Annotated in this window: 12 protein-coding genes and 1 pseudogene; 4 read left to right on the top strand and 9 right to left on the bottom strand. The window is 33.6% G+C overall.

Features of this window, described 5'->3' with window-relative positions:
• Position 1: 1 nt before the first annotated feature.
• Both ACOZBY_RS05600 and ezrA read right to left on the bottom strand, forming a co-directional pair.
• A complete protein-coding gene (locus tag ACOZBY_RS05600) occupies positions 2–469 on the bottom strand; it encodes a GNAT family N-acetyltransferase (protein WP_012295645.1) in 468 nt (155 codons plus the stop codon).
• 83 nt (positions 470–552) lie between these two features.
• Complete coding sequence (gene ezrA / locus ACOZBY_RS05595; RefSeq protein ID WP_012295646.1) at positions 553–2256, bottom strand: septation ring formation regulator EzrA; 1704 nt, start codon at positions 2254–2256, stop codon at positions 553–555.
• Positions 2257–2418: 162 nt separating this feature from the next.
• Here ezrA and hisJ point away from each other — a divergent pair, with 162 nt between their 5' ends.
• Together hisJ and ACOZBY_RS05585 are read left to right on the top strand one after the other, a co-directional pair.
• Positions 2419–3213: a histidinol-phosphatase HisJ gene (gene hisJ, locus ACOZBY_RS05590; RefSeq protein ID WP_012295647.1), complete on the top strand. Its 795-nt coding sequence runs from the start codon at positions 2419–2421 to the stop codon at positions 3211–3213.
• 24 nt (positions 3214–3237) lie between these two features.
• Positions 3238–3717 (top strand): GAF domain-containing protein, encoded by a 480-nt coding sequence (locus ACOZBY_RS05585; protein ID WP_012295648.1) that lies wholly within the window; start codon positions 3238–3240, stop codon positions 3715–3717.
• A gap of 82 nt (positions 3718–3799) precedes the next feature.
• Here the strand turns inward: ACOZBY_RS05585 and ACOZBY_RS05580 are convergent, their stop codons facing one another.
• Complete coding sequence (locus tag ACOZBY_RS05580; protein ID WP_031418603.1) at positions 3800–5680, bottom strand: sensor domain-containing diguanylate cyclase; 1881 nt, start codon at positions 5678–5680, stop codon at positions 3800–3802.
• Between the two features lie 468 nt (positions 5681–6148).
• On the opposite strand from ACOZBY_RS05580, the gene rpsD reads away from it, so the two are divergent.
• Entirely contained in the window at positions 6149–6751 is a 603-nt protein-coding gene (gene rpsD / locus ACOZBY_RS05575) for a 30S ribosomal protein S4 (RefSeq protein WP_008176787.1), read from the top strand.
• Between the two features lie 384 nt (positions 6752–7135).
• Here the strand turns inward: rpsD and ACOZBY_RS05570 are convergent, their stop codons facing one another.
• The 5 genes from ACOZBY_RS05570 to ACOZBY_RS05550 all read right to left on the bottom strand — a co-directional run bounded on the left by ACOZBY_RS05570 (position 7136) and on the right by ACOZBY_RS05550 (position 13009).
• Positions 7136–7564 carry a hypothetical protein gene (locus ACOZBY_RS05570; protein WP_031418602.1) on the bottom strand — a complete coding sequence of 143 codons (429 nt, stop codon included), beginning with the start codon at positions 7562–7564 and terminating at the stop codon, positions 7136–7138.
• Between the two features lie 1078 nt (positions 7565–8642).
• Positions 8643–10325, bottom strand: coding sequence for a methyl-accepting chemotaxis protein (locus ACOZBY_RS05565; protein ID WP_422761734.1), 1683 nt, complete (start codon positions 10323–10325; stop codon positions 8643–8645).
• A gap of 38 nt (positions 10326–10363) precedes the next feature.
• Entirely contained in the window at positions 10364–11536 is a 1173-nt protein-coding gene (locus ACOZBY_RS05560) for an ATP-grasp domain-containing protein (protein ID WP_036162311.1), read from the bottom strand.
• A 463-nt stretch (positions 11537–11999) separates the two neighbouring features.
• Entirely contained in the window at positions 12000–12179 is a 180-nt protein-coding gene (locus tag ACOZBY_RS05555; protein ID WP_036162313.1) for a hypothetical protein, read from the bottom strand.
• 107 nt (positions 12180–12286) lie between these two features.
• Entirely contained in the window at positions 12287–13009 is a 723-nt protein-coding gene (locus ACOZBY_RS05550; RefSeq protein WP_012295674.1) for an SDR family oxidoreductase, read from the bottom strand.
• Positions 13010–13134: 125 nt separating this feature from the next.
• Between ACOZBY_RS05550 and ACOZBY_RS05545 the strand changes: the two genes are divergently transcribed.
• Positions 13135–13491, top strand: a complete 357-nt coding sequence (locus ACOZBY_RS05545) for a winged helix-turn-helix transcriptional regulator (protein WP_012295675.1) — start codon at positions 13135–13137, stop codon at positions 13489–13491.
• A gap of 506 nt (positions 13492–13997) precedes the next feature.
• On the opposite strand, the pseudogene ACOZBY_RS05540 reads toward ACOZBY_RS05545, so the two are convergent.
• A pseudogene (locus ACOZBY_RS05540) lies at positions 13998–14260 on the bottom strand (ATP-binding cassette domain-containing protein); the annotation flags it as partial.
• Positions 14261–14571 lie beyond the last annotated feature (311 nt).

Raw genomic sequence — 14571 nt, 5'->3', positions numbered from 1 at the left:
CTCACAATTTTTTTAACATCGTAATAAATTCCGTTGGCGTACTAAATTCGAGCTCTTTCACAAATCCTAATTTTTCATATAGGAATATAGCTCGCTTATTGAATAGGGCGACTGTTAAACGGAGCGGCTGAGGATATTCTTCCTCCATATTCTTGATGATAAATGAAAAGAACTTTGTGCCAAAACCTTTTCCTGTTAGCGTTGGTTTCATGCCAATACCAATATCTATATAATCTTCTGAATAAGCATTATAATCATGTCCTTTTGGCACTTGCGCAGCTGACCCCGTGCAATAAAAACCGATTAAGTCCTCTTGCTCATTAATTATGGCAAAGTAAGGATTATCAAGAAACTCCCGCAAGGATTCCTCGGATAATTCATTATTATAAAAATCATAGGGCTCTTCATATTGCCAACATACAATTTCCTGAGCATACTTTTCATTCATTTTTCGAATGAACAATCCCATCCGTCTCACACCCTTATCCAAATTTAAAAAGAAAGCTGTCTAAAAAGTAATTTCTAAACTTTTTAGACAGCATAAATGTAGTTTTAATTGTTAGTCATAGTCTGCTCTGCTACCATTTCTTGAATACGTTTTAATGCACCTGGCTCCATTTCTTCCACAGCTGTCCCTGCTTCCTCTAATGCTTTGGAATAACGGAATTGATGGAATGCTTCCTCCGCCTCTTTTAAACGCGCATTTAATGTTGGATTGGATGCACGATGACGATTACCATACTGAATAATACGTTCTATGAGCATTACATTCTCTATTAACTCATGAGCTTTTGCTCTAACATCCTCTACACAAAGTGTTGCAGCATTTAAATTATTATGAACCGTTCCCATATTAAGTGGAACTTCCTGCAGACTTTGCATAACTACATATATATGCTCTGCCGCTTCATCAAGTCGTGCGTCCATCTCCTCTGGGACTCCTGGAATATTCGCCTTATTTAGGAGACGATCTGTATCTTGTAATATTTTCTTTAAGTTTTCAACTTGAGCGCGGGCCTTGTTTTCATCAATACGAAGTTTCTTCATTGTATTAGACAAATGACCTTGCTCTTCATGAATTCGTTCAAGCTCTTCACTTATTTCAATTAATTCTTCTTGTAAGCTTGAATACGCAGACTTTTCTTCTTTGACACGCATGGCTAATAAATCGTAACGACGTTGCAGTGCTTCCAATTGCTTTAATGCTGCTTTTGGAATTTCAGCATCCTTTTCATTTAAGTGATAGCTTTGTTGTACATAGGTTGCCTCATCACTCACTGATTTTGTAGACGTAATAACATTTGTAATTGAGCTTAATAAACGATCACAATTTTGATCCACATAATTTTTGGCAATAACCTCTTTTTCCAGTAAATCATAAAAATGATCGATTTCTTCATTGATTTCTGTTACACGAGGTTTAACCACCATTAAATTTAGCTCTGCTAGGTCATTTTTTAACTTAGCAAATTCTTTTTCATAATTATTTAATGCCTCTGCTAATTCTAAATGCTGCAGATAGTAGGATTGGTCTTCCATTTCACGTTGACCATTACGCAATTCTTGAACGGCTCCCGGCAGCTTAACTTGTAATTCCGTCAAAATTGTTGGGACATCATTAATATATTCGAATGTCTGCTGGGATTCTTGATTTAAGCTAATCACAATTTCTCTCGCCTGCAAGTAATTACCTTCATTCGTCAGAACATCGAATTTTTCAAACTGCTCAACAAATTCCTCTAGCTTTTTCTCCAGTGCAGGTAATGCTACACCAAAGGAATGCTGGTGTGCTAGCAATGTTTTTCTTGCAGAACGGTAATATTCCTTTAACTGTTCAATTTCAATTCTATTTTTTTCTTCGCTGCCAATTAATTCATTTAATTCCTCTAAAATTTTATCTTTATCTTGGTCACATTTTTTGATATAGTCTTCGATTTCACGTTCAATTAATGTCGCTTTTTTAAAACGAAGTCGATTAATTTGATCTTCTGCATCAAATAAAAGTGAATCGATTTTAGTCATATGTACATCGATGACTTCATCCCAAATATTGCGCCATCGTTCAAACATTTCTTCCGTTTCACCGTTCATGTTCAAAGATTTTACTTTTGAAATTTCTTCATTTATAGGTTTATGTTGTATTTGTAATTTTTCATTTTCAAGTTTTGCAATAATTGCAACATGTTTTCTTCGCATCATAAATCCTACTATGGCTAAAATTAATAGTAGGATAATCGGAATGATGATATACTCCATCGTAAGCCTCCTATTCTACAATAAACGAATTGGCTAGTTGTATTTATTATATACTATGTTTTCGCCTTTTGTACTAAAATTTAAGTGATTTTCAGAAAACTGTATTTTTCCTATTGTAAAATATTAAGATAGCAGTCTATAGATCTAAAGGAGTGGTACATTTTGAAACGTGATGGGCATATACATAGTCCTTATTGTCCACATGGCAGTTCGGACACGTTCATTCAATATATTGAAAAAGCAATTTCTCATAATTTCACAGATATAACGTTTACAGAACACGCCCCATTACCAGCAGGGTTTATTGATCCTACCCCACTCCAAGATAGTGGGATGAAACCCGAGTATCTCATGCCATACATTGAAGAATTACAGTGCCTGCAAAAACAATATGCAAAAGACATTCGAATTCGTATCGGATTAGAAGTTGATTATATCAAAGGTTTTGAACAAGAAACTCGTCATTTTCTTGATACATATGGACATTTTTTAGATGATGCCATCTTGTCAGTCCATTTTTTACAGTGGCAGGACACCTTTGAATGTATCGACTTCTCTCCTAAATGCTTTATTGATTTCTCTAAGAAAGTTGGCTCTATTGAACAGGTGTATCATTTATATTATGATACAGTCCTACACTCTATAAAAGCAGACCTTGGTTCTTATAAGCCAAAAAGGATTGGGCACCCATCACTGATTCATAAATTTCAGCTAGCTCATCATGAGAAAATTAATGACGACACTCGACTTTATCAAGTTTTGGACAGTATGAAGCAAAATGGCTATGAATTAGATGTAAATAGTGCTGGTATAAGTAAACCATTTTGTCAGGAGCCCTATCCACCATTTGCCTTTATCAATTATTGTCAGGCGATTGAATTACCTTATGTATTTGGTTCCGATGCCCATAGTGTGACTGATTTACATCAACATTATAATGTTATATTACCGATCTAAATAACTTTTAAACGAGGTGCTTGTATGTTTACACAAATTAATTATGAAGGATCCATTGCTGACCAGTATCTTACACTATCTAAGCAATTAGATGCACTACTAACTGGTGAAAAGGATCAGATTGCAAATTTAAGCAATGCTTCTGCACTCCTCCATCAATTTTTAACAAATATTAACTGGGTGGGGTTCTATCTCTTACAGGAAAATGAGCTTGTACTCGGTCCATTTCAAGGTCTGCCTGCCTGTGTTAGAATACCAATTGGCCGTGGGGTTTGCGGAACAGCTGTGGCAACAAAAGAAACGATTGTTGTCAAAGATGTTCACGAATTCCCAGGACATATTGCGTGCGATGCTGCCTCCCAATCTGAAATTGTCATACCATTAATGAAACAAGGTGAGGTCATGGGTGTACTTGATATCGATAGCCCTACTGTGAATCGCTTCTCCAAGGAAGATCAAGCTGGTTTAGAGCATTTTGTTCAAACACTACTACTTCATATATAAGATGTTAAAAAATTGCCCTGAAATGCATTGTCATTTCAGGGCAATTTATTTTATAGAACCATTTACAAGAACTCCATCCATATTATTGGTTTTGAAAAGAACCATCATGGATGCAAAAACGATTTTTACCACTATTTTTTGCTTCATATAGAGCGGTATCAGCATGTAAGAAAACAGATTGGAATGCTGGTCGGTCTTGATCATTCCATGTAATGAGTCCTGCTGAAATTGTTACTTGAGGATCGGTGGCACTTGGAATTACTTCAACGATGGCTGATGCTAATTCCAAAGCTTCTTTTTCACTAATGTTAGGTACATATATGGACATCTCTTCACCGCCCCATCTTGCACAAATTCCTCGACTACCTATTGTTTCCTTCAACTGAACGGCAATCTGCATCAGTATTTTATCACCTACTTGATGACCATACGTGTCATTTATGCGTTTAAAATTATCAATATCAATGAGCAAAAACATACCTGATTGATCATATTCAAGAGACTTTTCTACAAAATGATCAAGGTAACTACGTGCATATAGTTTCGTTAAATGATCCAAATCGACCATTTCCTGAAGCTGTGTTCGTAAAATAGAGTTTGCAATTGCTAAAGATGAGTGGTGGATTAAAGACTGCATTAATTTAAAGCTATCAAACGAAAAGAAATACGGCTCTTTATGTAAAACGATACTAAAGCCATTGATCTTTTCTTCCATTAGAATGGGGATGGCCATTATGGAACGATATTCAATTTGTTTAGAGGTTAATCGACTAAAATCAGCTATAAACAGCGGATCATTAGTTTGAGTAAAATGTTGTTCAACATGCTTAATATAGGTTTGACCCTCTTCAGAACTAAATAGCGAAGTACTTGCCCCCGCTACTTCAAAGGTGTCATCTTTTTTAAAGGCGAAGCAAACTTCCATTGGTTGAAAGGATTTCAGTAACTGCTTTTGCAGGAAAAGTAACATTTCATGAATGTCAATCCTCATATTTAAACGATGTGATGTTTCATTGATAAGTTGTAAGTCACTGACGAGGCGATGCGACTGATGATATAGCTTTGCATTTTCTAGTGCATTTCCTGACGCCTGCGCAAGCATCCGTACAAAATCTTTTTCAGTCGTTGAAAAAAGGTAAGTAGTTGGAGCACTCACTTGTAATATGCCATAAATAGCTTGCCTTCCTTTAATAGGGGCATTTAATAAACGGCAATTTAAATCACTCGCAAGTTCTGTTGTTAACTCTCCTGATACAAAAGCCTCAATAGTGGTAGGTCTTTCCGATAAATAATCAAAAAGCTTAATATCGATGGTCGTGTGTCGGTCTTGATCATTCGATAATATAAGCTCTACATTAAATTCAGGGAAGTTATCCCTTATATTTTTCAATACATTTTCCAAAATTAAATCAATATCCATTGTTGAATGAAATAAATCAGTCATGTTATATAGTTTTCTATATTGGTCTTCATTTATTTTTACATCTAAATTATCTTTCATCATTTGAAGAACCTGAGAAAGTATTTCTATACATTTTTCGCCGTAATCTGAGGTCATAAAGTCTGTCCAAGACTCTGTTGCCTCCACAAGTAATACACCAATGGGATTATTGCCCTCTGCTTGGAAAAGCACCATATCTGTCATCATTGAATAGGCCTGTCTTGCCTTTAATATATAAGGAATTTTCACTACTTTTTGTTGATAAAAACTAGCTTCGATCATCAGCCATGACACAGCATTTAGCTTTGTTTCAATCGTTAATGAAGCCATCTCCTCAATAGGTATTAAAGAATTACCTTCAAAACTAAGAAAAGCTACATTATCAATTTCCAAGTGTTTCTTAAGACACTGTTTTAATGAATAAAAATACCCATTAAAACTAGCTTGTTCTTCATTAGAACTCACCCAAAAGCTCAAAACATCAGATTTTATATATTTTAGCGTTTGTAAATGGTCTGTCATGAAATCACCTTTTCTATATAACGTCCAAATCAATTACTATTAACTTATAATATATTATACATAATTTGTGTCATTTTGACTATGTAAATTCTCCCTTACTTTTACATTTTAGATTTTACAGCGCATCTTTAACTATTTCTAACACATCAGGAATGGACAGTGAGAATTTTCTACTATATACCTGTAATAAAATTTTAAATACTATTAATTGACGTACATGTCCTAAGCAGTTACAATGGAGGTTGTGTAAAATGAACGCAGCAGTGGTATAAGCTTATATTGTATTTTATTCCTCTATTTTCTTCTGTACAACTAATTAGATAGTCAACTTTTAAAAATAGATGGTGTATTGTGTAACCTAACGGCTGCATAGGCGAAAATACATGAAAATAAAATGCGTGTAAGAATGGGTACTACTGGTTTTTGTTTTACAACAAAAAAACCAAATTTAAAGGAGGAGACAACAATATGTCTCGTTATACAGGTCCATCTTGGAAATTATCACGTCGTCTTGGTATCTCACTAAGCGGTACAGGTAAAGAAATCGAAAAACGTCCTTACGCACCAGGACAACACGGTCCAAACCAACGTAAAAAATTATCAGAATACGGTTTACAACTTCAAGAGAAGCAAAAACTTCGTCACATGTACGGCATGAACGAACGTCAATTCCGTACATTGTTTAACCGCGCTGGTAAAATGAAAGGTGTACACGGTGAAAACTTCATGATCCTTCTTGAAACTCGCCTTGACAACTTAGTTTACCGTTTAGGTTTAGCTCGTACTCGTCGTGGAGCTCGTCAATTAGTAAACCACGGTCACATCTTAGTAGATGGCAAACGCGTTGATATCCCATCATTCAGCGTAAAACCAGGTCAAACGATTTCTCTTCGCGAAAAATCTCAAAACCTTGCTGTTGTTGGAGAAGCAATCGAAGTAAACAACTTCGTACCTGACTACTTAACTTTTGACGCTGACAAAAAAGAAGGTACATTCACTCGCCTTCCAGAGCGTTCTGAGTTATCAGCTGAAATCAACGAATCATTCATCGTAGAGTACTACTCTCGTTAATTTTTTAACGATAGAAATCTTCGGATTCTTAAACCCCGTAGCCTTGGTATACCAAGTGTTTACGGGGTTTTTGTTTTGTATTTTACTTTGGATAATTAGCGTTTTTTACTGGGGGTTTAGGGGAGCGAATGAGGGAACGTCACTTTAATTTATTTCAAAAAAATCAACGGACAGATGTACATTTATCTTCATTCCGAAGCACAAAACGAGCTACACAGGCTTACAGAGAAAAAAACAGAGATAAAACAAGGGAACATTCAGCGAAGAGTTCAGCTAAGAGTTACATTAATAAGTACTGTGATTTAGATGACTTGGCTGAATTAAAAAGTGAATAAATTAATAAAAACCAGGTACTCACTTTCAATTGAGCGCCTGGTCTTTGCTTTAAATCCTAATCAAATTCTTTTTTATCTGTAATGCAAATTCTTCAATAGATTTTCTATCTTGATAAATTGTAATACCAATACCGGAACGAGTAGCTCTATGAGAGTTATATTCTCCTGCATCAATCCAAAATTGGAATTGATAAATCTGTTCATCAATTAGGTCACTATTATTCGCTAAAATAGCAAATGAAAAAGAAGGATCCGTTGAGTCCCATACTTCTGCTTCCAATAATTCGTCCCAATTATTTAATATCAGCGTATGCAGCATTATAAGGTCACTTCGTAAAACCAAAAACTTAAAATCTAAATGATGTTCACCACAATTAAGTTTAATCAAAATATTACTGGAAACAGTATCACTCTCTATATTAACAACTTCTAAACTTGTCTTTGATGCATCAAATGATCTATCGTATAAGGTTGCCATAATTAAATCTTACCATCCCCAGTTACTATTAATAAATTTCTTAGCGATTTCCCCACTATCAGGTTTGTAAACCGTTGCAACCTCTTTTGAATTCCCTATAAAAACTACATTAATATTTTGATTTTTATCCTAAATAGCTCTAGCACGTGTATGTTTATCCATGAATTTTCTTCCATTTACAATTACATCAGCAACTTGTTTGGAAGAAAGTTGACGTGCGTTAGCCTGTATAACTGCGTGTGAAGAAAATTTCACTGTTGCTTTTGGAATTTATTTTACAACTAGTTTAACACATGTAACTGCAACGAACCATACAATCGGAGCGATCCTTGGAGCAACAATAAACTGTTCAGATTCCAGTGAATTCATTAAAGGAGTTCGTGCAGTGTTAAAAAGTATAGAGTGTGGCGTTCTGAAATTCTATTAGAAGATGGTGAACAGCTTAAAGAAAACGGTTATGTATTTATTTCTTCACAAACAAAAGAGCCGTATGCAGATAACAGTCTAAATAATGAAATCCCTCGGCCACGAAAAGATTGAAACGACTATTATTTATATGGAGAAGGTGTTTGATTAACTACTTTTCAATAATTAGGATAAAAGATAATAATTGCTCCTACTTCTACATCTACGAAGGGATTCAGGCAGTCCATCGTAGTATATTACACACCAATGTTATTATTATTAATTCTTCTAATACCTGTTTGACCGGGGTTCCTGCTAATCTCTTCTCAATTGCCTTCATTTTTACTTCTATTGGATAACTTACTTTTGTTCCCATAGAAAAAACACCTCCGTTGATTGTTTGGTTATCCTTATACCCATATCTCAACAAAAGGTGTTTATATATATCATTTTTATAGGTCAGTGGGTCTTCATAGTAGCTTTTTACCGTATTGGTGATAATGCTTTTTGCTCTAGAATATTTGTAAAATCTAAGACCTCTGAAATAATCTTCATATAAGAATCTACTAATAAGACAAAGACATCGTCTTCACAACTTCCAATTCACTGACTTCTCCATCAGAACATACATTCCTGGTTGTAATTTCAAGAAATCCTTTTAACTTTGCTAGGATTACTTAATTTTAAAATGTGCAATTTGACCTTTTAAGTTTTCAACCATCTCGTTTAATTGATTAGCTGTTCCTAGCATTTCTTCCATAAAAGCAGATTGCTCTTGCATAGTTGAAGCAATATTTTGGGTACCTGCTGATGTTTGCTCCAATGATTGCACAGTTGTCTCAGTAGTCCCTAATACTTGTTCAGAGCTTGCTGATATTTGTTCTACTGTTGAAGCAATTGATTGCGTTCGCATACTAATGTTTGAAATTAGAGATGAGATTTTTTGAAAAGTATCTCCAGCCAATCTTATTGCGATAGTCTCATGATTAATTTCATCTACTACTCTCGTAATAGCTTCAACCGATTCATTAGAATTGTTTTGCATTTCAGAGATTAATTTAGTTATGTCATTAGCAGATTGGGCAGATTGTTCTGCTAAATGTCTTATTTCATCTGCGACAACAGCAAATCCTTTTCCGTATTCACCTGCACGAGCAGCCTCAATAGCTGCATTTAATGCTAGTAAATTAATTTGATCTGAAATACTTGTAATAACATTTGTAATTTGTCCTACTTCTTTAGAACGTCGATGCATTTGTTCTGTCATTTGCATAGAGGCTTTTGAAAGCTCGTTAATTGAATCAATTCCTTGTACGGATTGTTGAATGACATGATTACCTTGATTGGATTCTTCAGATGTTCTAATAGATTCATCAGAAACGTTTGTAGTAGATTCTGTGATTTCTACTATCCCCTCTGATATTTCTCTAATCGCAATTTGATTTTGAATAGCCCCAGTTGTTACCATTTCACTACTTACTGAAACTTCCTGAATTGCTGCTGATACCTGATTGGCCATTTCTGTCACTTGCTCTATACTTTGCGTCAATTCTTTAGACCCGCTTGCTACATAGTCTGCTGTTGAGGATACATGACCTATAACTTCTTTTAGCTGCACTTGCATACTATTAAAACTTGATGCAAGCTGACCAATTTCATCATTACTTGTATTTTTAATTTCCTGTGTTAAATCACCAGCAGCAATTACTTTAGTATAATCAACAAGTTCATTTAACGGTTTAGAAATTCTTTTAGCAGTGAAATATGCTAGTATACCACTTACCACAATAAATATAAGTGCTAATAACACACATACCTTTATTAATAAATTCTCCAGATCAACTATAAAATCTGCATCTTCATCTAACCCTAAGACAGAATCTGTTCCTGGAACTTGTAAAAATGTAGACTTATGAGCGCCGTAATCATCTATATAAATATCACTTGTAACCATTTTAGTTGTATCTAGCGCTGCTTTTTGTTCATCTGTAAACGCTAGTGGTGATAAATACTTATCGTCATTACCTAAAAATAAAATGACTTCTTTATTATCTACTTTACTCATAATATACACATTTTCTAATTCATACTCTTTTTGAAAGTCATTTCCTCTGGACAACAGTTCTTGATATGCACTTTTGTTTGTTTTAGCACTATTGATTAATTCTTTATCAAATAACTCTTCAAAGTCCTCCATTTTCATTGTTAAGCTCTCTTCAAACTGAGGAATAATATATCCATCGATTAAACGCTCAGCTACAATAAATATGGCAAAACTAAAAATTGTGCTTATAACAATAATAGGCATTAATACGTTTAATAATATTTTCTTTCTAATGGTCATACCTTTAAACATCGTTAACGCTCCTAACTGTAATATAAAGTTAACTATTATTAAACAAATACCAATTCATTTAACGTAATATATTGATTCAGATCTAAATTCAATAACCTAGTATTTTCTTTTAAATCTGGTGATTTATGGAATATTACAGCAAAAGTAGAGCTTTCATTCACTTTCATCCGTCGATATTCTAAAATTTCTTCAAAATTTAGTTTAAACGCTTCATGATTAATAGACACAACTTTCTTACAATCAATAGATGCATCTATTTCAGCACAACAAAAACTATAAATTGAATCATCCATTTGATTAATTATATTTTCCCAATCAGGCTTTTGTTGTTTAAAAAAGTACTCGCATGCGTTGACACCATATGCATAAACGCCAAGTTCATTTGTACCGATACCAGCAAATCTAAGTGGGTTTACTTCAATAGGAACTATCTGTCCGAGATTATCGATGCGAATTTCAATATGTATAGGGACAAGCTTTAATGCGAAGAGCGATGAAATAGTTTTTAAAAATTGTTGAATGTTGTTGAGGGACTCATTTATTACTTGCTTACTCGTATAGTAAATTCTATCGCTCATGTCCTTCTCATGCCTAAACATTCTTTTAAAAATATTTAGGATAACAGGCTCGCCTTCTTCTGTAAAATATACGTCAACAGCGTATTCATCACCTTCAATTAATTTCTCAATTATAAAGGATTGATTATTAATAACTTCGATTGGATACTCTGCACTTGTAACTTCCATTTCAAACTTAAGTTGTTCAATAGTTTCTTTATATTCTTCTACCTTATCAATACGATGTACTCCTACACTTGAATATCCTATAACAGGCTTAACAATAATAGGGAAAGGTAGTGAACCAGGATCTAATTCATCTAATTCTTTTAGAGATACTTCTGTGAAAAAGAAATCTTTAAAATGACTACTTAATGTTTTCCTGAAAGTAACTTTATTTTTCAAAATATCTGTAACAATTGTTAAGTAGTGATTAGGTGCATATTTAGATAAAATATTAAGTCCATTTTCAGAGTTAAAGAGAATTTGATAATTCTTCTTCTCTAATTCAATCAACAAATCGTCTACCTTTTTTAAACTTATAGTAGATTCATTTGGTATAAAAACTTCATTTAATTTGATAACTGGAATTTTATTCTTACTAACTGTGTGCGCTAATAAATCAGAAACATAAGGTCTATCTAGTATTATCAACTTTTACACTCCTATCTGTATATTTTTCTAAATATCCATAGCCTAAAATAATTATTAAAAGTATGTTAGAATAACTATCATCTATATTAATATAAAATACCTATAATATCCATAGTTTCGCATTTTATTATTTAGGTAATTTTACATCGTAATTGATAAAAAGGATATCTAACTACTAACAAGTATATTTACCTATATAATATAACTCTTATACTGTTAATCTTTTTTAATATTGGAGCATTCATTTTAGTACTCAACGTTGACACTTCCGCTATGGCCACTGTGTTTGTCATAATTATTAAGTGTAAATAATTCCATAATTTACCTACATGGAAATAAACTCCGTTAATTGATCAATCACTCAAAAATTTCTGCTCATTGCGTCCATTTCGTTAAAGAAACGGATGTTTTTTCAAGAGCCAAAAAAGAAAAAGAGCAGCTAGTGCTACTCCTTCGATAAATCTCACATTCGCTTTAAAATTTCCCTTCGTAATAAAGAAATATAGTCTTGTTCTTCAGGCGACTTAAAGTAAATACAGTTATAATAAATATACTCTTCAAACAATTCTATATCGACCATTTCAATTGGATTTTTCCATTCCAGATCTCCCAATAATGTTTGTTGCACCATTTTTTCACTCACACTATCAGCCCCGTTTTTTTCGCAAGAATACATAATTACTCACGCTAATATACCAGTATATAACATCAGTATAATAAAAGAGAGCGGTCTATATTATTCTCTTCATTTTATGCTTGTTGTTTTGTTGGTGCTAATACGATTTCTCTAATATTTACACTTTGAGGCTGATTAAATACAAAATAAATTGTTTCTGCTACTGTACTTGGATTTAAACCACCATGAATTGATTCCTTCCATTCTATGTAGTTCTCTTTAATTTGTTCATCAGATGTGTGTGATAGTAACTCGGTCTCAACCACACCTGGTGCAATTGTTATCACACGTACGTTATGCTTTGAAACCTCTTCACGAACATTTTCACTCATTGAATGAACTGCGAATTTCGTCCCCACATATGCCGCATGATCAGCAAATGTTTTCTTTCCAGCAATAGAACTTACATTAATAATAGTTCCTGTTTGACGTTCAATCATAGAAGGCAATACTGCTTGCATTCCATTTAACATACCTAACACATTTACATCATACATTTCTTTCCATTCAAGAGGATTTTGTTTAGCGATATCGCCCAATAACATACGTCCAGCATTATTTACGATTGCTTCAACTGGTCCAAATTTGTCTTCAGCTGCCATAAGAGCTTTATCTAAAGCCTCTCTATCTGTTACATCCACACTTGCTTTAATTACATTATCTCCTGTAAATTGATCTAACAAATGTGCACGACGTGCTATAACTAAAACGTTATACCCATTTTGTATAAACTTCTTTGCTGTTGCTTCACCAATACCTGATGAAGCACCTGTAATTGCAATATATCCTGTTTTCATTCTGATTGTCACTCCTTCTTTGATTTCTAAGTAAAATCAGTTTACAATTAAATCTACTTAAGATAAAGTAGGCACCTCTTTGTCCCTTAGTAACCTTAAGGTACTTAATAAAGGAGAGCAATGAATTGGATAAGAAAAAATATTTAAATGAGTTTGATGCTACAATGCAAATTATTCAAGGAAAATGGAAAATAATGATTTTATATGAACTATACGAAAACCCTCTCAAACGATTTGGAGAGCTTCAAAGATATATTGAGGATATTTCACATAAAACACTATCCAGACAATTAAGAGAACTTGAAATGGATGGATTAATAGTAAAAAATGTATATCCAGAAGTTCCTCCTCGTGTAGAATATTCCATAACTAAAAAAGGATTGTCCCTTATTCCTTTACTCGATATGATTTGTGAATGGGGAATTACTCATGTAAAGAAGGAACATTTAGAACGTGTGTTATGTGGGTTGGAGGAGAATTAAATAAACAACCAATTACTTGTTCATTGAAGAATATGTTGTTTTATTCTCAAGAGTATCATTTTCTAGAAATTGCATTTTGATAAATAGATTTTTTTATTTAACTAATGCTTAATGATTTCCCTTTATTGCTACAGAGATCCTTAAATTCAAAGAAAAGGGAATTAGTTGAGAGAAGTAAAGCCCTTATCACGTTAGATTTAAGTTAGAGAAGGATGGAAATCAACGTGTTATTATTGACAGAAAGTTGATAGTATTCTCGGTCAGAGAAATGCTGTTTTAATGTTTCCACTTGTTTAAGAGGTCGTTTTATCACCTTCAAGACACATGAGTTTTTAAACACTTTATAAAAAACTTTTTAGCCTCAGTTTGACTACCAAAACCCGCCCCCTTATTAAACAAAGACGAAGAAGGTACTGTGAAGCTCTAATTTCTCAGTACCCTAAATTGTTAAATGATATTTTCACACTATGTTCAAACAAAGTTAGGACAATCTTTTACCCCTTTTTTTAAAGATAGCAAGGATTTCCCATTTGTTCGATTCTTCCATTTTTTAATTGCACGATAAAATCAGCGATAGCATAGGCATCCTCTTCATCGTGTGTAACAAAATAGATGTAATATTTGCGCGCTTTAAAATGTCACGTAAATCTTTTCTAATTTTTACTTGAAGCTCGGTATCTAAGTTACTAAAAGGCTCGTCTAACAGTAGTAAACGAGGTTTAGGGGCAAGTGCCCTAGCAATTGCAATACATTGCTGTTGACCGTCACTCTAAGAGAGAATTGGATTCTTTATTATTTGTCATCAATGACTATCTTGGATTAAAAGAGCAGTTGAAAGGACTATAACTTAAGTTGAATAATGCTCTTTTATTGAACAAATTTTTAAAAATAATTTTTAACGAAATTGAAAAACCTCCATTTCAATCAATTTCTTGGTTGCGCTATTCAACAAATTAGCCATTTAAAAAATTTAAACTATCTGAAGATGAGGGCATTAACGAAATAAGCTTCTTTTCTTATATATCCCTTGGGTTCTCAGGGCGTAGAGATTGGTATGAGGGTTATTCTAGAAATACACCG

The organism is Lysinibacillus sp. NPDC056220 (genome assembly GCF_049315265.1).
Taxonomy (GTDB): Bacteria; Bacillota; Bacilli; order Bacillales_A; family Planococcaceae; genus Lysinibacillus; species Lysinibacillus pinottii.
This window is presented reverse-complemented; position numbering and strand designations above follow the sequence as displayed.

Bases quoted from the DNA above. Each gene is read 5' to 3' on its own strand.
- ACOZBY_RS05570 (WP_031418602.1), bottom strand. From the start codon at position 7,564: ATGGCAACCTTATACGATAGATCATTTGATGCATCAAAGACAAGTTTA.
- ACOZBY_RS05580 (WP_031418603.1), bottom strand. From the start codon at position 5,680: ATGACAGACCATTTACAAACGCTAAAATATATAAAATCTGATGTTTTG.
- ACOZBY_RS05550 (WP_012295674.1), bottom strand. From the start codon at position 13,009: ATGAAAACAGGATATATTGCAATTACAGGTGCTTCATCAGGTATTGGT.
- ACOZBY_RS05600 (WP_012295645.1), bottom strand. From the start codon at position 469: ATGGGATTGTTCATTCGAAAAATGAATGAAAAGTATGCTCAGGAAATT.
- rpsD (WP_008176787.1), top strand. From the start codon at position 6,149: ATGTCTCGTTATACAGGTCCATCTTGGAAATTATCACGTCGTCTTGGT.
- ACOZBY_RS05565 (WP_422761734.1), bottom strand. From the start codon at position 10,325: ATGTTTAAAGGTATGACCATTAGAAAGAAAATATTATTAAACGTATTA.
- ACOZBY_RS05585 (WP_012295648.1), top strand. From the start codon at position 3,238: ATGTTTACACAAATTAATTATGAAGGATCCATTGCTGACCAGTATCTT.
- ezrA (WP_012295646.1), bottom strand. From the start codon at position 2,256: ATGGAGTATATCATCATTCCGATTATCCTACTATTAATTTTAGCCATA.